The sequence below is a fragment of the Bradyrhizobium sp. 172 genome, assembly GCF_023101065.1.
GTDB lineage: Bacteria > Pseudomonadota > Alphaproteobacteria > Rhizobiales > Xanthobacteraceae > Bradyrhizobium > Bradyrhizobium canariense_D.
Genome location: NZ_CP064701.1, coordinates 8,022,313 through 8,040,143 on the forward strand (window position 1 = coordinate 8,022,313; position 17,831 = coordinate 8,040,143).

Below are 17,831 nucleotides of genomic sequence, written 5' to 3' on the forward strand. Positions count from 1 at the left end.
GGCCACCAGCCCGGCCGGATTGCTTCGCTTCGCGTTTTTGGGAAACTCTATCTCCGCTGTCATTGCGAGGAGCTTTGCGACGAAGCAATCCAGACTGCTTCGTTGGAAAGCTTCTGGATTGCTTCGCTGCGCTCGCAATGACGGTCGTGGTGGGCTCGTCACCGCCGCTGAACTTACGACCTCTCGGATACGAGCCTGATTTTCACTTCTGACATTTCGGACACCAGAAGGTCGACCGGCCGTTCTGCGTAAAACGCTTGACGATGCCGCCACATCGCGGCGTGGTGCATTTCTCGCCCTCGCGATCGTAGACCTTGAACGAGTGCTGGAAATAGCCGAGCTCGCCCGAGGTCTGGCGATGATCGCGCAAGCTGGAGCCGCCGGCCTTGATGGCGTCGTTCAGCACGGTGTGGATCGCGCCGACCAATCGCTTTGCATGGTCGGTCGGCTCGCCCCCGGCAACGCCCTTGCGTTGTCCGGCCTTGGTCGACAACGTCGCGGCGATCCGGCGCGGCGACAGATGCGAACGATGCAGGGCTTCGCAGACATAGATATTGCCGAGCCCGGCGACCACGCGCTGATCGAGCAGCGCGGCTTTCAGGCTCGTGGTCTTGCCGGCGCAGGATCGCGCCAGCATCGCGGCGTCAAATTCGTTGCCAAGCGGCTCGGGCCCGAGCCCGCGCAGCAGCGGCTCCTCGTCGAGCGCGCTGCGCGCGATCACTTTCATGTAACCGAAGCGGCGCGGATCGTTGAAGATGATGTCGGCGCCGGAGGACATCCGAAACAGCACGTGATCGTGCGCGGAGTCCTTGGCTCGCGGATAGTGAAACTCGCCCGGCGCCGCCTCGTTGTCCGGCTTGATGACGCGAAACGAACCCGACATGCCCAGATGCATCAACAGCACGTCGCCGGAGGTGAGATCGGCCATGAGATATTTTGCACGGCGGCCGAGCCCCGTGACGACCTGCCCCTTCAGTCGGGCCACGAAGTCCGGCTGGAAAGGAAAGCGCAAATCAGGCCTGCGGGTCTCCGCGACCAGGATTTTCGCACCCTCCATGACAGGCTGAAGGCCGCGGCGGACGGTCTCGACTTCGGGCAATTCGGGCATGGTCAGGCATTCACCTTATGAGAGCGGTGTGATAGCGCCATTGCGGCGGGCGCGCTATGGTCCGCCTCGTGGAGTAGAGTAATGGATCGGCCGGGCGAAACCACGCATTTTGGCTTCAGGGACGTCCCCCTGGGCGACAAGCAGACGCTGGTGAACGATGTGTTTCACAGCGTGGCGTCGCGCTATGATTTGATGAACGATTTGATGTCCGGTGGCCTGCATCGGGTCTGGAAGGACATCATGATCACCGCGCTCGACCCGCCGCGAGGCGACCGGCGGTTCGCGCTGCTCGACGTTGCCGGCGGCACCGGCGACATCTCGTTCCGCGCCGCCAAGGCCGCAGGCCCCGGCTTCCATGCCACCGTCTGCGACATCAATTCCGGGATGCTGGAGGTAGGCCGCGAGCGCGCCGCAAAGCGGCATCTCAAGACCCAGGTCGATTTCGTCGAGGGCAATGCGGAAGCGCTCTCCTTCGCCGACCGCAGCTTCGACGCATATACGATCGCTTTCGGCATTCGCAACGTGCCTCGGATCGATCTCGCGCTGGCCGAGGCCTATCGCGTGCTCAAGCCAGGCAGCCGCTTCCTCTGTCTGGAATTCTCCACCGTCGAGATGCCCGGACTCGATCGTCTTTATGACCTGTTCTCGTTCAAGGTCATCCCGCCGCTCGGCCGCATGATCACGGGTGACGCCGAGTCCTACCAATATTTGGTCGAGTCGATCCGCAAGTTCCCAAGACCCAACGCCTTCGCCGATATGATCCGTAATGCCGGCTTCGCCCGCGTGAACTGGCAGATATTGTCCGGCGGCATCGTCGCACTGCATTCGGGCTGGCGTTTGTGATCTCTGCCATAACCCATAGTGCGCGCCTGATGCGCGCCGCGTTCGTATTCGCGCGCGAGGGCGTGTTCGGCGCCGTCGATCCCAGCCTGGTGCCGCCGCCCGGACAGCTCGCGCTGAAGCTTGCGCGCATCGTCGAACGGGGCGGCCCTAAGGACGGGCCTCGGCTGTCGCGCGCGCTGACCCGGATGGGCCCGGCCTATCTCAAGCTCGGGCAATTTCTGGCGACGCGCCCCGATGTGGTCGGCGTTGCCATGGCGCGCGATCTGGAAAGCCTGCAGGATCGCCTGCCGCCGTTTTCGCAAGTCGAAGCGGAAGCCGTGATCGCGACGTCGCTGGAGCGTCCGCTGACGGACGTATTCGCGAGCCTCAGTGCGCCGGTCGCAGCGGCCTCGATCGCACAGGTGCATCGCGGCGAAGTCTTGCGCGATGGCATCCGCAAGGCGGTCGCCGTGAAAGTGCTGCGCCCCAACGTGGCCGCACGCTTCCGCCGCGACCTCTCCGACTTCTTCTTCGTCGCATACAAGGCCGAGTCCTATTCGTCCGAGGCGCGGCGCCTGCGTCTCATCGAGGTCATCAACACCATGTCGCGCTCGGTCGCGATGGAGATGGACCTGCGCCTCGAGGCCGCGGCGCTGTCGGAGATGGCGGAGAACACGCGCGACGATCCTGATTTCCGCGTACCGACCGTGGACTGGGACCGCACCACGCACAACGTGCTGACGATGGAGTGGATCGACGGCATCGCGCTGAACGATCACAAGCGCCTGGCCGAGTCGCAGGTCGACCTGCCCGATCTCGGCCGCAAGGTGATTCAGAGTTTCCTGCGCCACGCGCTGCGCGACGGCTTCTTCCACGCCGACATGCATCCGGGCAATCTGTTCCTGGATGACGCCGGTCGCCTCGTCGCGGTTGATTTCGGCATCATGGGCCGGCTCGGCATGAAGGAGCGGCGCTTCCTTGCCGAAATCCTGCTCGGCTTCATCACCCGCGACTATCGTCGTGTCGCGGAAGTGCATTTCGAGGCAGGCTACGTCCCGGCGCATCACTCGGTCGAGAACTTCGCGCAAGCGATCCGCGCCATCGGCGAGCCCATTCATAACCGCACGGCGGAAGAGATCTCGATGGCGCGGCTGCTGACGCTGCTGCTCGAGGTCACCGGCCTGTTCGACATGACCACGCGGCCCGAGCTGATCCTGCTCCAGAAAACAATGGTGGTGGTCGAGGGCGTGGCACGCGGCTTCGATCCCAAGCTCGACATCTGGAAGGTCGCCGACCCCGTGGTGCGGGAATGGATCGAGCGCAATCTCGGTCCGATCGGCCGGGTCCAGGGCGCGATCTCCGGCACCGGCGATCTCGCGCGCATCCTGATGCGCCTGCCTGATATCGCCGCGCGCTCGGTTACGGTGCTCGAACAGCTGGAGACCATGACCCGGGAGGGCATCCGGCTGTCGCCGGAGAGCATCGCGGCGATGGGCCGCAGCGAAGGCCGCAAGAACCGTTGGCGCACCGTGGCGCTCTGGATCATCGCCGCGACCTTCATCGGCATCCTGATCGCCGTCCGGAATCTTTGATTGCAGTGCAATCATGCGAATGATAGCATCGCCATCATTTGTGCTGGAGGGGTGTCATGGCGAGCCTGACCATTCGCAAGCTCGATGAAGGCATCAAAACTTACCTTAGGCTGCGCTCGGCCAGGAACCGCAGGTCGGTCGAGGAAGAGGTCCGGGTCATCCTCGGCGAGCTGATCGAGGGCCGCGAGGAGCCCCTGACGCCGTTCACGGCGCCGCCCGCGGCTTCCGCCACCCCCACGCCCCAGCGCAGCGGCGCCCTCCCCGAGGCCAACGTCACCCTGATCATCGGCGGCGGGATCGCGGCCTACAAATCGCTCGACCTGATCCGCAGGCTCAAGGAGCGGCGGATCGAGGTCCGCTGCGTGCTGACCAAGGCGGCGCAACAATTCGTCACGGCATTGGCCGTGAGCGCGCTCTCGCATGAGCGCGTCCACACCGACCTGTTCGATCCCGAGAGCGAGTTCGACGCCGGTCATATCCGGCTGGCGCGCGAGTGCGACCTGATCGTGGTGGCGCCTGCGACCGCGGATTTGATGGCCAAGATGGCCAACGGCCATGCCGACGATCTCGCCAGCGCCATCCTGCTTGCGACCAACCGCAAGGTCCTGCTCGCGCCGGCGATGAACCCGCTGATGTGGAACAACGCGGCGACGCGGCGCAACGTCGCGCAACTTCAACGCGACGGCGTGATGCTGATCGGGCCGAATTCCGGCGAGATGGCGGAAGCCGGTGAAGCCGGCATCGGTCGCATGTCCGAGGCGATCGAAATTGCGGCTGCCACCGAGCGACTGCTGCGGCCGCCGTTGCCGCGCCCCCTCGCCGGCAAGCGCGTGCTGATCACGGCTGGTCCGACCCACGAGCCGATCGATCCGGTGCGCTACATCGCCAACCGATCCTCCGGTAAGCAGGGCTTTGCGATCGCCGCCGCGGCACAGGCCGCGGGCGCCGAGGTAATCCTGGTCAGCGGCCCGGTCGATCTCAGCGATCCCCAGGGCGTGACAGTCAAGCATGTGGAATCGGCACGGCAGATGCTGGAGCAGGTGCAGGCCGCGCTCCCCGCTGACATCGCGATCTTCGCCGCCGCCGTCGCCGACTGGCGGGTCGCCAATGAAGGCGAGCAGAAGCTGAAGAAGACTTCGGCCGGCATGCCGCCGCTCCAGCTGGTCGAAAACCCCGACATCCTCGCGACGATCTCCAAGCTGACCGACCAGCGGCCGCCACTGGTGATCGGCTTTGCCGCCGAGACCGAGCACCTCATCGACAACGCCAAGTCGAAGCTTGCCCGCAAGGGCTGCGACTGGATTGTCGCCAACGACGTCTCCCCCGCAACCGGGGTGATGGGCGGAGACCGCAACACCGTGCACCTCATCAGCAAGAGCGGTGAGAAGAACGATGAGAAGGATGGCGACATTGCAGTTGATTCCTGGCCGGCGATGACCAAGGAACAGGTCGCCATTCGATTGGTCGCGCATATCGCAAAGAGCGTGACCGGCAAATCCCGGGAGCCCGCATCTTGAGCACCAAAGTCACCGTCGAACTGCAACGCCTGCCCCATGCGGAGGGGCTGCCGCTGCCGGCCTATCAGACCAATGATGCCGCCGGTCTCGACCTGATGGCGGCGGTGCCCGAGAACGAGCCGCTGACGCTCGCGTCCGGCCAATACGCGCTGGTGCCGACGGGACTCGCGATCGCGTTGCCGCCCGGCTACGAGGCGCAGGTGCGGCCGCGCTCCGGGCTTGCGGCCAAGCACGGCGTCACCGTGCTGAACTCACCGGGCACGATCGACGCGGACTATCGCGGCGAGATCAAGGTGATCCTGATCAACCACGGCCAGACCGCCTTCGTGGTCAAGCGCGGCGAGCGCATCGCGCAGATGGTGATTGCGCCAATGGTGCAGGCCGCGCTGGTTCCCGTGTCGACATTGTCCGCGACCGATCGCGGGACCAGCGGATTCGGCTCGACCGGCCGCTAACACACCGAATCACCCGAGGAATTACGCGAATTGGAACACCGCCTTCGGCATTTTTTTGGGACCGCCGTTGCGTTCACGATCTGGACTCTTACCGGTGGAGTCACGGTGAGGGTATTGTCGTTTGATTCGCGCGCGACGGGGGTCGCCGCGCGCAAATTCGTGCGATCTTGGGGCAACTATGTCAGGCGTGATCGTGTCGATGCGTCGGACGCTGCTGTCGTGCACATCGCTGGTGCGCAACGGCTTGTTGGGAAGCGCTCTCGCGGCGCTGCTGCCGGCTGCGCCGGCTGAGGCCGCCGACCTCGTCGACACACTCTCAACGTTGCTGGATTTCAACCGGCAGGAGCTCGCGGTGCTGGCCACCGCGCTGGCCTTGCTCGGCTTCTCGGTGGTCGCCGCGATCCTCCTGATGCGCACGCGCGTGCGCACGGCGAAGAACGAGGCGCGGCTGCGCGCCCGGATCGGGGAACTCCAGCTCCAGGCCGACCGCTTCGGCGCATTGCTGTTCGCCGAGCCGCAGATCCTGATCTCTTGGCCGGCCGGCGACAATCGCGCGCAGATCTCCGGTGACATCTCCATGGTGCTGCCGCGCGACTCCTCTCCGCAGCGCGTGCTCGCGTTTGGAACCTGGTTGCCGCCGGAACCGGCGCTGCAGATGGATCACGCCGTCGATGCGCTGCGCGACCGCGGCGACGGGTTCCAGCTGACGCTCACCACCGCGCATGGCCACACGCTGGAGGCCATCGGCCGCGCCATCGGTGGCCAAGCCATCGTCAGGATTCGCGAACTCTCGGGGCTCCGCCGCGATCTGGCCGAGACCAATCTGCGTTACAAGGCACTTTCCGACGAGACGGAGATGTTGCGCGGCTTCGCGACCGCCGCCCCCTGGCCGATCTGGGCCAAGGGCGAGAACGGCGCGCTGGCTTATGCCAATCCCGCCTATGTCCGTGCGACCGAGGCGGCGAGCATCACCGACGCCCAGGAGCGCAAGCTCGAGCTGCTCGACAGCGCCGACCGCACCGCGATGGAGCGGGGACTGAAGGAAGCGGCCAATTTCACCTCGCGGCTGCCGATCGTGATCGGCGGCGAGCGGCGCATCTATGATGTGCGCGCCGTCAATGTCGGTGGCGGCAATGTCGGCGTTGCCATCGATGCCAGCGAGGCGGATGCCTTGAGCTCGGCGCTGGTGCGGATGGCGGAGGCGCATCGCCGTACGCTGGACCAGCTCTCCTCGGGCGTTGCCGTGTTCGATGGCCAGCGCCGGCTTGCCTTCTACAATGATTCCTACCGCCAGCTGTGGGACCTCGACCGCACCTTTCTCGACGCCAACCCCGATGATTCCAGCGTGCTCGACAAGCTTCGCGCCGCGCGCAAATTGCCGGAGCAGCCGGACTTCCGCGCCTGGAAGGCCAAGCTGCACGAGGCTTATCGGGCGGTCGAGGCCGCCAAGGACACCTGGTATCTGCCCGATGGGCGCGCGCTCTCCGTCGTCACCACGCCGAATCCCGAGGGCGGCGTCACCTATCTGTTCGACGACGTCACCGAGAGCCTGGAGCTCGCCCGCCGCTTCGACGGCATGATCCGGGTCCAGCGTGAGACGCTGGATAGCCTCGCCGAGGGCGTTGCGGTGTTCGGCAGCAATGGCAGGGCGCAGCTGTTCAACCCGGCGTTCGTCCGGATGTGGAAGCTGTCCGCTGACGCCATGCGCGACGAGCCGCACATCCAGACGGTCGAGGGCTGGTGCCATCAGCTGTTCGACGACGCGATCGTTTGGCGGCAGATCCGCGAGGCCGTCACCTCGATCGAGAGCCGCGCCGACATTCCGCTGAAGCTTGAGCGCAAGGACGGCAGCGTGCTCGACGGCATGATCCGGCCGCTGCACGACGGCGCCACGATGCTGACGTTCCAGGACATCACCGACACCGAGAACGTCGAGCGCGCTCTGCGCGAGCGCAACGAGGCGCTGGAGGCGGCCGACCAGATGAAGGTGGATTTCGTCCACCACGTCTCCTACGAGCTGCGCTCGCCGCTCACCACCATCATCGGCTTTGCGCATTTCCTCAGCGATCCCTCGACCGGGCCGCTGACCCCGAAACAGGCCGAATATCTCGACTACGTCACCAAATCGACCAATGCGCTGCTGGCGCTGACCAACAACATCCTGGATCTCGCCACCATCGACGCCGGTGCCATGAAGCTGGAACTCGGCCCGGTCGACGTCAGCAAGACCATCGAGCTCGCCGCCGAGGGTCTTCAGGACCGGCTCGCCACCGACCGCATCCGCCTCAAGGTCGAGATCGCGCCCGATGTCGGCAGCTTCACCGGCGACGAGAAGCGCGTGGTGCAGGTGCTCTATAATCTCCTCGCCAACGCCGTCGGGTTTTCTCCACCGGATTCCACCGTCGGCATCAGCGCCCGCCGCACCGAACGCAGTGTGGTCTTCACTGTGACAGATTCCGGGCCTGGAATACCTGCCGACATGAAGGACAAGGTGTTCAACTGGTTCGAGAGCCGCTCGCAAGGCTCGCGTCATCGCGGCGCCGGGCTCGGCCTGTCGCTGGTGCGCTCCTTCGTCGAGTTGCATGGCGGCAATATCCGGGTGGATTCGATCGTGGGCAGGGGCACGGTCGTGATCTGTGACTTCCCGACCGACCAGGCGGCGCATCGCGACGCCGCCGAATGACTGCGCCAACCACATTCGCCGTCGCGCTCCGCAACGAGACAGCCACTGCGCAACTAGTGGCCGACCTCGCGCTGCTGGTCGGCCCCGGCGATGTCATCACGCTCACCGGCGATCTCGGGGCCGGCAAGACCGCGGCGGCGCGGGCCATGATCCGCTACCTCGCCGGCGACGATGCACTGGAAGTGCCGAGCCCGACCTTCACGCTGGTGCAGGGCTACGAGCTGCCACCGTTCCCGGTGATGCATGCCGACCTCTACCGCGTCGAGGACGAGAGCGAGCTCGAAGAGATCGGGCTGTCGCCGCTGCCGGAAGCAACCCTCGTCCTGATCGAATGGCCGGAGCGCGCGCCGTCGGCGATGCCTCAAGACCGCATCGACATCGCGCTGACGCACCGGCCGGCGCTGGGCTCGAATGCACGCGCCGCCGACATCACCGGCCATGGCAAGGCTGCCGCCATCGTCGCGCGGCTGCAGGCGCTGCGCGAATTCCTCGATGCATCCGGCTACATGGAGGCAACGCGCAAACGCATGGCGGGCGACGCCTCGACGCGCTCCTATGCGCGGCTGCAGCGCGACGACGAGATCGTCATCCTCATGAATTCGCCGCAGCGCCCCGATGGTGCTGCGATGTACAACGGAAAATCCTACAGCGCCGCGGTGCATCTCGCCGAAAACATCAAACCCTTCGTCGCCATCGACGAGGGCCTGCGCGCGCAGGGAATCTCGGCGCCCGCGATCCATCATTCCGACCTCGACCACGGGTTCCTGATCAGCGAAGACTTCGGCACCGAAGGCGTGATCGAGGGCGATCCGCCGCGCCCGATCGCCGAACGCTACGAAGCCGCGGCCGATCTGCTGGCCGTGCTGCACGGCAAGACGCTGCCGCAAACGCTGCCGCTCGGGCGGCAGACCTACGCCATTCCCGTCTTCGATATCGAGGCGCTGCTGATCGAAATCGGCTTGATGCCGGAATGGTACCTGCCTGATCGCAACGCGCCGCTGGACGACGCGAAGCGCGCCGAATTTTTCGCCATGTGGCGCGAGTTGCTGCAGAAGGCGCAGGCCGCGCCGAAGACCTGGATCATCCGCGATTATCACTCGCCGAATCTGATCTGGCTCAGCAATCGCACCGGCATCGAACGCGTCGGCGTGATCGATTTCCAGGACACCGTGCTGGGGCCGCAATCCTACGACGTGGTGTCGCTGCTCCAGGACGCCCGCATCGACGTGCCCGAGGCGATCGAGCTGACGCTGCTGTCGCGCTACATCAAGGCGCGCCGCGCCAGCGAGGCGAGCTTCGATGCGGCCGGCTTCGCCGAGCTCTACGCCATCATGTCGGCGCAGCGGAACACGCGTCTGCTCGGCACCTTTGCCCGCCTCAACCGCCGCGACGGCAAGCCGCATTATCTGCGTCACCAGCCGCGGATCTGGACCTATCTCCAGCGCTCCCTGGCGCATCCCACGCTCGCCCATCTGCGCGACTGGTATCTCGCCAACGTCCCGCCGCCCCAAAGGCAGGCCCAAGGCCCGGCCCAAGGCTGAGGCCCAAGGCGGAAAAGGCTAGTAGGGGCTGAAAAGGCTGATTCAGGGCTCGATTTACCGGCTGTTAGCCAAGACGCCGGTAACCTGGCGGCGGAGCAGCCGGATGATTACGGGGCTGGAGCAGGGCAGATGGCGGTGAAGACGGACCAGCGCGGCAACAGCCGGGTTGTTTTCGAGCGCGGGATCGCGGCCCAGATGATGGGTATCGACGGCACCTGGCGGCGCGATTGCACCATGGAGGACGTCTCCGACAGCGGCGCCAAATTGACCATCGACGGCTCAGTCGAAGGCCTGCATCTGAAGGAGTTTTTTCTGCTGCTGTCGTCCACCGGACTTGCGTACCGACGCTGCGAGCTCGCCTGGGTGAATGGTGACCAGATCGGCGTCAACTTTCTCAAGCTCGGTGACAAGAAGAAAAAGGCGCGGTCAACGTCCATCGGGGCGTAACGGCAACACCTGTCGTACAAGCGTCACGGCAGGTGGTTAAGGCGGTTAAGACGCGGTGCGGTCGGTCGAACCTCATGTTAGGATTGCTGCGAACGCGAGATCAGTAGGTCTGAGAAAGCGAAGGATGCCCGTCAAACCGACCAAAGCCATGGTGCTCGCCGCAGGGTTCGGCCTGCGCATGCGTCCGTTGACGGACAAGATGCCGAAACCGATGGTTCCGGTGGCCGGCCAGCCGCTGCTCGACCATGTGCTCGACAAGCTCGGTCGGGCCGGCGTGAGCGAGGCGGTGGTCAACGTGCATTACCTGCCGGACCAGATCATCGATCACACCGCATCCCGCCAGCATCCGCGCGTGACCATCTCGGACGAGCGCGACCAGGTGCTCGGCACCGGCGGCGGCGTGGTCAAGGCACTGCCGCTGCTCGGGGACGCACCGTTCTTTCACGTCAATTCCGACACGCTGTGGATCGACGGCGTACGCTCCAACCTGACGCGGCTCGCCGAAAACTTTGATCCCGCGCGGATGGACATTTTGCTGCTGATGGCGCCGACGGCGACCAGCATCGGCTATAGCGGCCGCGGCGATTACGGCATGCTGGCCGACGGTGCCCTGCGCAAGCGCAAGGAAAAAGAGGTCGTTCCGTTCGTCTATGCCGGCGCTGCGATTTTGTCGCCGTCGATCTTCGCCGATGCCCCCGCGGGCGAGTTCTCGCTGACCAAGATGTTCGATCGTGCCAACGAGCAGGAGCGGCTGTTCGGCCTTCGCCTCGACGGCGTCTGGATGCATGTCGGCACGCCTGATGCCGTGCACGCGGCGGAAGAGGCGTTTCTGGAGAGCGTGGCGTAGGGCTGCGCCATTGTCCCCTACGGCACCTGTTCTGGTCCGGCAAACAGCGGGGACTATCCCACCTCCGCCCATGACCATTTGACTCCGCCTCCCTATATTGGCGCCTGATTCCCGAATCAGGCAGCTCATGCGCGTTTTCAGCGTTCCCATCTCAGTTCCGTTCCTGCGCACCGTCGTCTCAGGCTTGCTCGACGGCCGGCTGGTCGAGGGCTTTGAGGCACGCAAGGAGCCGGCACGGCTGGCGGATGCCACGCTGTACCTGCCGACACGGCGCGCCATGCGCGTCGTCCGCGAGATCTTCCTCGACGAGATGAAGGCGGAGGCTGTCGTGCTGCCGCGGATCGTCGCGCTCGGCGACATCGACGAGGATGAGCTCGCTTTCGCCGATGAGGGCGAACAGTTTTCCGGCGCAACGCCGCTCGACATTCCGCCGCGGCTCGGCGAGCTCGAACGGCGGCTGACACTGGCGCAACTCGTCGCGGCCTGGGCCAAGGGTCCGGTGCTGTCTCCGCTGGTCGTCGGCGGCCCCGCGTCGACGCTGGCACTGGCGTCCGATCTCGCGCGGCTGATCGACGACATGGTCACGCGCGGCGTCGACTGGAGCGCGCTCGATGGCCTCGTGCCCGATATGCTCGACCGCTACTGGCAGCATTCGCTCGAATTCCTGCGCATCGCGCGCATCGCCTGGCCCGGTCATCTCGCCGAAATCAAACGCATCGAACCCGCTGCCCGCCGCGACCTCCTGATCAATGCCGAAGCCAGGCGGCTGACCGTGCATCGCCATGGCCCCGTGATCGCGGCCGGTTCGACCGGCTCGATGCCGGCCACGGCAAGATTTCTCCACGCAGTCGCTTCGCTGCCGCATGGCGCCGTGGTGCTGCCCGGCCTCGACACTGATCTCGATGACGATGCCTGGCGCAGCATCGGCGGCGTCCGCGATGCGCTCGGCAAGTTCGCGGAGCATCCGGTCTCGAACCATCCGCAATATGCCATGCACGCGCTGCTGGATCGCTTTGGCATCAAGCGCAGCGACGTCGATATCCTCAAGCCTCCGGCGGAAGGCGGTCGCGATCTGCTCGCCTCCGAATCGATGCGGCCATCGGCCAAGACCGAGATCTGGCACGATCGGTTGAAGCAGCCGGATGTGGCCTTAAAGATCACCGGCGGTATGAAGAACCTCGCGGTTGTCGAAGCTCCCAACCCTGAAATGGAAGCGCTCGCCATCGCCATTGCGATGCGCGAGGCGCGGCACCTCGACAAATCCGCCGCACTTGTCACGCCCGATCGCGCCCTGGCGCGGCGGGTGATGGCCGCGCTGACCCGGTGGGATCTCGCATTCGACGATTCCGGCGGCGACGTCCTGATGGAAACCTCCGCCGGCGTCTTTGCCCGACTGACAGCTGAGGCTGCGACCAAGGGACTGGAACCGCCGACGCTGCTCGCAATGTTGAAGCATCCGCTATGCCGGCTCGGCCGGGCCCCTGGCGCATGGAAGGCTGCGATCGAAGGCCTGGAGCTCGCCTTGTTGCGCGGCACGCGCCCGCCTGCAGGCACCGCCGGCCTCTTGCGCGAATTCAATCGCTTTCGCGAGGAGCTGGCCAAGCTGTGGCGCAGCGAAGTCTCCGCGCTGCATAAGGCCGAGCCGCGCGCACGTCTCAAGGCGGAAGACCTCGATCGCATCCAGGCGCTGATCGATGCCTTACGACAAGCCTTGGCGCCGATCGAGAGTCTTGCGTCATCAAAACCGTATGACTTCGCCGAACTCGCGCATCGGCATCGCGAGATCATGATCGAGCTGTCGCGCGACGAGCAGGGCATTTCCGTGGCCTTCGAGGACCGCGAGGGCCTCGCGCTCGCGAGCGCCTTCGACGATCTCCTGCGCGGCGGCACGACCAGCGGACTGATGGTCACGCTGCCCGACTACGCAGACGTGTTCCAGACCGCGTTCAGCGATCGCGCGGTGCGGCGGCGGGACAGGCCAGGCGCGCGGCTCCAGATCTACGGACCGCTGGAATCACGCCTGATGCAGGCCGACCGCATCATCGTCGGCGGGCTGATCGAGGGGGTCTGGCCACCGGCGCCGCGCATCGATCCGTGGCTGAGCCGGCCGATGCGGCACCAGCTGGGCCTCGATCTGCCGGAACGCCGTATCGGCCTCTCCGCGCATGATTTTGCGCAACTGCTGGGCGGCGACGAGGTCATCCTCACCCACTCCGCCAAGGCTGGCGGTGCCCCGGCGGTTGCCTCGCGCTTCCTGCACCGGTTGGAGGCGGTCGCGGGCGATGCGCACTGGAAGGCCGCGATTCGCGCGGGCGAGAAATACGTGCAGTTCGCAGCCGCGCTGGACCAGCCCGACGAGGTGAGGCCGATCAAGCAGCCCGAGCCGCGACCGCCACGCGCGACCCGGCCGCTCAGGATGTCTGTGACTGGGATCGAGGACTGGCTGCGCGATCCCTATACGATCTACGCAAAACACATTTTGCGGCTCGACGCGCTCGATCCCGTCGACATGCCGCTGTCGGCCGCCGACCGCGGCTCGGCGATCCACGATGCGCTCGGAGAGTTCACGGAACGCTACGCCACCGATCTGCCCGACGATCCGGCGCGCGTGCTGCGCGCGATCGGCGAAAAATACTTTGAGCCGCTGATGGAGCGACCCGAGGCGCGGGCGCTGTGGTGGCCGCGCTTCCAGCGCATCGCACGCTGGTTCGGCGAATGGGAGACGGCGCGGCGCGACGCGATCGAGGCGATCGCCGCGGAAACTCGCGGCGAGATCTCGATCCCGCTCGACCATGGGCGCAGCTTCCGTCTCTCCGCGCGCGCCGACCGCATCGAACGGCGCCGGGGCGGCGGCTACGCCATCCTCGACTACAAGACCGGCCAGCCACCGACCGGCAAGCAGGTCCGCATGGGCCTGTCGCCGCAGCTCACGCTGGAAGCCGCGATCCTGCGCGAGGGTGGTTTTCCCGACATCGATGCCGGCGCGTCCGTGAGCCAGCTCGTCTATGTTCGCCTGAGCGGCAACAATCCGCCGGGCGAAGAACGCATTCTCGAACTCAAGTTCAAGCAGGGCGACGAGCCGCAGCCGCCGGACACCGCGGCTGCCGAGGCCAGGGCCAAGCTCGAGGCGCTGATCCGCGCCTTCGAGGACGAGAACCAGCCCTATACCTCGTTGAACCTGCCGATGTGGACCAATCGCTACGGCGCCTATGACGATCTCGCCCGGATCAAGGAATGGTCCGCGGCCGGTGGATTGGGGATCGAGGAATGGTGAAGGCACCGCGCCCCATCCCGGATGAGGTGCGCGCCAGGCAAGCGCGCGCATCGGACCCGTCCGCGTCGGCCTTCGTGTCGGCCAATGCCGGCTCGGGCAAGACGCATGTGCTGGTGCAGCGCGTGATCCGCCTGCTGCTCGCGGGCGTGCCGCCGGAAAAGATCCTCTGCATTACCTTCACCAAGGCGGCTGCCGCCAACATGGCCGAGCGCGTGTTCACCACGCTCGGGCATTGGGTGACGCTCGACGACACGGCACTCGATGCGGCGATCCGCGCGGTCGGCATCCCGCATCCCACTGCAAAATTGCGGCGCGACGCACGAAAGCTGTTCGCCTGTGCGCTGGAGACGCCGGGCGGGCTCAAGGTGCAGACCATCCACGCGCTGTGCACGCGTTTGCTCCAGCAGTTTCCGTTCGAGGCCAATGTCCCCGCGCGCTTCGCCGTGATCGACGAGCGCGACCAGACCGACATGATGGAACGCGCCAATCTGAAGGTGCTGCTGGAGGCCGCGCGCGACCCAGACAGCGTGACCGGCCGCGCGCTGCTGACCGCGATGGCGAGCGCCGCCGATGTCACCTTCAAGGAGGTGGTGCGCGAGGCTTGCCTGAGCCGCGATCACTTCATGGCCTGGACCGATGAAGCCGGCAGCGCGGAGCTGGCTGCCGTGCAGATGGCAGCGGCGCTGGGGGTGGACGCGAACGATCGCATCGAGGACGTCGAGACGGAGATTGTCGACGGTCCGTTCCTGCCGCGATCGCGCTGGAACGAGATCGCCTTTGCGCTGGAGGACGGCAGCAAGTCCGACAACGACCAGGCCTGCCGGCTTCGCGAGGCAAAGGTCTTTTCCGGCGCCGCGCAGGTCGATGCCTATCTCAGCGTTTTCCTCACCGACGAAAAGCTGCCGCGCAAGGCGGTGCTGACCAAGAAGTTTTGCGATCACAACCCGTCCGTCGCCCGCCTGTTCGAGAACGAGGCGCAGCGCGTCGCCGGATTGGTCGAGACGCGCCGTGCGGTGACCATGCGCGACCGCACCGCGGCCCTGCTGCATATCGCGACTGCGGCTGCCGCAAACTACCGCCGCGAGAAGCAGGAGCGCGGGCTGCTTGACTATGACGACCTCATCGACAAGTCGCTGGCGATGCTCGATCGCGTTTCCTCGGGCTGGGTGCATTACAAGCTCGACCGCGGCGTCGATCACGTGCTGATCGACGAAGCCCAGGACACAAGTCCGCGGCAGTGGGACATCGTCGCGCACATCATCTCGGAGTTCACCGCCGGCGAAGGTGCGCGCGAGGGCCTGAACCGCACCGTCTTCGCTGTCGGCGACGAGAAGCAGTCGATCTTCTCGTTCCAGGGCGCCCAGCCCCGGGAATTCGATGCACGCCGGCGCGAACTGCACCGCAAGTTCACGGCGGCCGGACTGAAATTCGATCCGGTCGCCTTCACCTATTCGTTCCGCTCCGGCGCCGCGATCCTGCATTCGGTCGACCACGTCTTCCGCGAGCCCGCGATCTACAAGAGCATCCATTCGCTCGAGACCGGTCATCCCCTGCACAATGCACTCGGCGATGCCGGCCCCAGCGTGATCGAGCTGTGGGACCTTGCGGAAGCCGACGACAGGCAGGAAATCGAGGGCTGGCGCGCGCCGTTCGACGGCGTCGCCGCCACCAGCCCCGAGGTGAAGCTCGCGCGCCGGATCCAAACCGAGATCAAGCGGCTGGTCGAGAGCGGCACGCTGACCGGGCACGAAGGCGAGCGGCGTCCCTTGCGCTATGGCGACATGCTGATCCTGGTGCGCCGGCGCGGCAATGCGTTCGATGCCGTGATCCAGGCGCTGAAGCATGCCAACGTTCCGGTCGCGGGCGCCGATCGGCTCAAGCTCACCGAGCACATCGGAATCATCGACCTGATGAACCTTGCCGATGCGCTGCTGCTGCCGCAGGACGATCTCGCGCTCGCGGTCGCGCTGAAGAGCCCGCTGTTCGGGCTCGATGACGACGATCTGTTCCAGCTGGCCCATGACCGCAAGGGATCGCTGCGCCGCGCGCTTGGCGAGCATGCCACGACAAGCGAGACATTCGCTGCGGCGTTGCGAGGCCTCGAAGCCTGCGAAACGCGGGCGCGCGAGGAGACGCCGTTCGCCTTTTACGCCTGGTTGCTCGGGGGAGACGGCGGACGCGCGCGCATGCTGCGCCGGCTCGGTCATGAGGCCAATGACGCGCTCGATGAGTTCCTGGAGCTGGCGCTGAACTACGAGCGCAAGGCGCCCGCCTCGCTGCAGGGTTTCATGGCCTGGCTGCGCTCGGCCGATACCGAGGTGAAGCGCGACATGGAGATCTCCCGCGATGAGGTGCGGGTGATGACCGTGCACGGCGCCAAGGGCCTGGAGGCCTCGGTCGTGTTCATGGTCGACACTACATCGTCGCCAGCGGATTCGCAGCGGCTGCGGCTGATCCATGTCCCGCGCGGCAATGGCGGCGAGGTGGTGGTCTGGGCCGGACGCAAGGCGGATGATCCCAAACCCGTCGTCGAGGCGCGCAAGGCGATGCTCGAGGAGACCGAGGACGAATATCGCCGCCTGCTCTACGTCGCGATGACGCGCGCCGCCGACCGGCTCATCGTCGGCGGCTGCATGCCCGGCAACATGAAGACGGTTCGCAAGCTGAGCTGGTACGATCTGGTCGACACCGGGCTCGCCGGCTCGGGCCTGACGAAAGAGACGATCGAGACGCCGCTGGGAAAGGCGACGCGCTTCTCCCGACCGGAGGATGTCGTGGCGCTGGGCACGCCCGCGGCCTCGTTGGACCAGGCGACCGCGCTCCCGGACTGGCTGCGGACGCCGGCACCGCGCGACACCATCGACGACGATCCGGTGCGCCCCTCCGGCCAGCCGTCCGGGGACGGCCGCGCCGTGCAGTCGGGCGAATCAGTGCAGTCCCGCGCGCTCGCGCTGCAACGCGGCACGCTGGTGCACCGGCTATTGCAATCGCTCCCCGACATCGCCACTGAGCGCCGACGCGAGGCCGCGCTCGGCTTCATGGCGCGCAACGCGGCGGATTGGGCGGAGGCCGACCGGACCGCGCTGGCCGACAAGGTGCTCGGCTTGATCGCCGAGCCACGGTTTGCGCCCGTGTTTGCGGCCGGCAGCCGGGCGGAGGTCGCGATCGTCGGCCGGCTGGAACGGCCGGGCCACGCCCGGGCGCTGGTGTCGGGGCAGATCGACCGGTTGGTCGTTCGGCCGGATGAGGTCCTGATCGTCGATTTCAAGACCAATCAGGCGGCTCCCAGGAGCGCCGATGCGGCGCCCGCCGCCTATGTCCGGCAGCTTGCGCTCTATCGGGCGGTGCTATCGCGGCTTTATCCCCAAAAGCCTGTCCGCGCCGTCCTGCTTTGGACCGAGGCCCTTGAATATATGGAGATTTCGGCTCCCGCGCTGGACGCGGCGCTGGCATCTCTTCATCTCGGTGTGAGCGTCCTTGACCCGGCAAGGAGCCATTCATAGGTTGACGCCATGATCTTGGCGCGATTCCCGTCGCGCCGTTCT

General features: G+C 66.1%; 11 protein-coding genes. 10 read left to right on the forward strand and 1 reads right to left on the reverse strand.

What is annotated here, in order from left to right; all coding sequences use genetic code 11:
- Positions 1 to 202: 202 nt before the first annotated feature.
- A complete protein-coding gene (gene mutM, locus IVB07_RS37910; protein WP_018455778.1) occupies positions 203 to 1,108 on the reverse strand; it encodes a bifunctional DNA-formamidopyrimidine glycosylase/DNA-(apurinic or apyrimidinic site) lyase in 906 nt (301 codons plus the stop codon).
- Positions 1,109 to 1,189: 81 nt separating this feature from the next.
- Here mutM and ubiE point away from each other — a divergent pair, with 81 nt between their 5' ends.
- From ubiE to addA, 10 genes are all read left to right on the forward strand, one after another.
- Entirely contained in the window at positions 1,190 to 1,951 is a 762-nt protein-coding gene (ubiE, locus tag IVB07_RS37915; protein ID WP_247295877.1) for a bifunctional demethylmenaquinone methyltransferase/2-methoxy-6-polyprenyl-1,4-benzoquinol methylase UbiE, read from the forward strand.
- Positions 1,948 to 3,522, forward strand: a complete 1,575-nt coding sequence (ubiB, locus tag IVB07_RS37920; RefSeq protein ID WP_026233022.1) for a 2-polyprenylphenol 6-hydroxylase — start codon at positions 1,948 to 1,950, stop codon at positions 3,520 to 3,522. The genes ubiE and ubiB overlap by 4 nt, the downstream gene beginning before the upstream one ends.
- Before the next feature lie 56 nt (positions 3,523 to 3,578).
- Positions 3,579 to 5,039 (forward strand): bifunctional phosphopantothenoylcysteine decarboxylase/phosphopantothenate--cysteine ligase CoaBC, encoded by a 1,461-nt coding sequence (gene coaBC, locus IVB07_RS37925; protein ID WP_018455775.1) that lies wholly within the window; start codon positions 3,579 to 3,581, stop codon positions 5,037 to 5,039.
- Positions 5,036 to 5,494: a dUTP diphosphatase gene (gene dut / locus IVB07_RS37930; protein WP_018455774.1), complete on the forward strand. Its 459-nt coding sequence runs from the start codon at positions 5,036 to 5,038 to the stop codon at positions 5,492 to 5,494. The genes coaBC and dut overlap by 4 nt, the downstream gene beginning before the upstream one ends.
- 178 nt (positions 5,495 to 5,672) lie before the next feature.
- Entirely contained in the window at positions 5,673 to 8,177 is a 2,505-nt protein-coding gene (locus IVB07_RS37935; RefSeq protein WP_018455773.1) for a PAS domain-containing sensor histidine kinase, read from the forward strand.
- Positions 8,174 to 9,718 (forward strand): bifunctional tRNA (adenosine(37)-N6)-threonylcarbamoyltransferase complex ATPase subunit type 1 TsaE/phosphotransferase, encoded by a 1,545-nt coding sequence (locus IVB07_RS37940; RefSeq protein WP_018455772.1) that lies wholly within the window; start codon positions 8,174 to 8,176, stop codon positions 9,716 to 9,718. Before IVB07_RS37935 ends, IVB07_RS37940 begins: the two co-directional genes overlap by 4 nt.
- Positions 9,719 to 9,847: 129 nt before the next feature.
- On the forward strand, positions 9,848 to 10,165 hold the full coding sequence (locus IVB07_RS37945) for a PilZ domain-containing protein (protein WP_018455771.1): 318 nt from the start codon (positions 9,848 to 9,850) through the stop codon (positions 10,163 to 10,165).
- 124 nt (positions 10,166 to 10,289) lie between these two features.
- Entirely contained in the window at positions 10,290 to 11,012 is a 723-nt protein-coding gene (locus tag IVB07_RS37950; RefSeq protein ID WP_018455770.1) for a nucleotidyltransferase family protein, read from the forward strand.
- A gap of 127 nt (positions 11,013 to 11,139) precedes the next feature.
- A complete protein-coding gene (gene addB / locus IVB07_RS37955; protein ID WP_247295872.1) occupies positions 11,140 to 14,286 on the forward strand; it encodes a double-strand break repair protein AddB in 3,147 nt (1,048 codons plus the stop codon).
- Positions 14,280 to 17,789 carry a double-strand break repair helicase AddA gene (addA, locus tag IVB07_RS37960; RefSeq protein WP_247364368.1) on the forward strand — a complete coding sequence of 1,170 codons (3,510 nt, stop codon included), beginning with the start codon at positions 14,280 to 14,282 and terminating at the stop codon, positions 17,787 to 17,789. The genes addB and addA overlap by 7 nt, the downstream gene beginning before the upstream one ends.
- Positions 17,790 to 17,831 lie beyond the last annotated feature (42 nt).

Excerpts from the sequence above, each read along its gene's own strand:
- mutM (WP_018455778.1), bottom strand. The coding sequence starts at position 1,108 with ATGCCCGAATTGCCCGAAGTCGAGACCGTCCGCCGCGGCCTTCAGCCT.
- ubiE (WP_247295877.1), top strand. The coding sequence starts at position 1,190 with ATGGATCGGCCGGGCGAAACCACGCATTTTGGCTTCAGGGACGTCCCC.
- coaBC (WP_018455775.1), top strand. The coding sequence starts at position 3,579 with ATGGCGAGCCTGACCATTCGCAAGCTCGATGAAGGCATCAAAACTTAC.
- IVB07_RS37935 (WP_018455773.1), top strand. The coding sequence starts at position 5,673 with ATGTCAGGCGTGATCGTGTCGATGCGTCGGACGCTGCTGTCGTGCACA.
- IVB07_RS37940 (WP_018455772.1), top strand. The coding sequence starts at position 8,174 with ATGACTGCGCCAACCACATTCGCCGTCGCGCTCCGCAACGAGACAGCC.
- IVB07_RS37945 (WP_018455771.1), top strand. The coding sequence starts at position 9,848 with ATGGCGGTGAAGACGGACCAGCGCGGCAACAGCCGGGTTGTTTTCGAG.
- IVB07_RS37950 (WP_018455770.1), top strand. The coding sequence starts at position 10,290 with ATGCCCGTCAAACCGACCAAAGCCATGGTGCTCGCCGCAGGGTTCGGC.
- addB (WP_247295872.1), top strand. The coding sequence starts at position 11,140 with ATGCGCGTTTTCAGCGTTCCCATCTCAGTTCCGTTCCTGCGCACCGTC.
- addA (WP_247364368.1), top strand. The coding sequence starts at position 14,280 with ATGGTGAAGGCACCGCGCCCCATCCCGGATGAGGTGCGCGCCAGGCAA.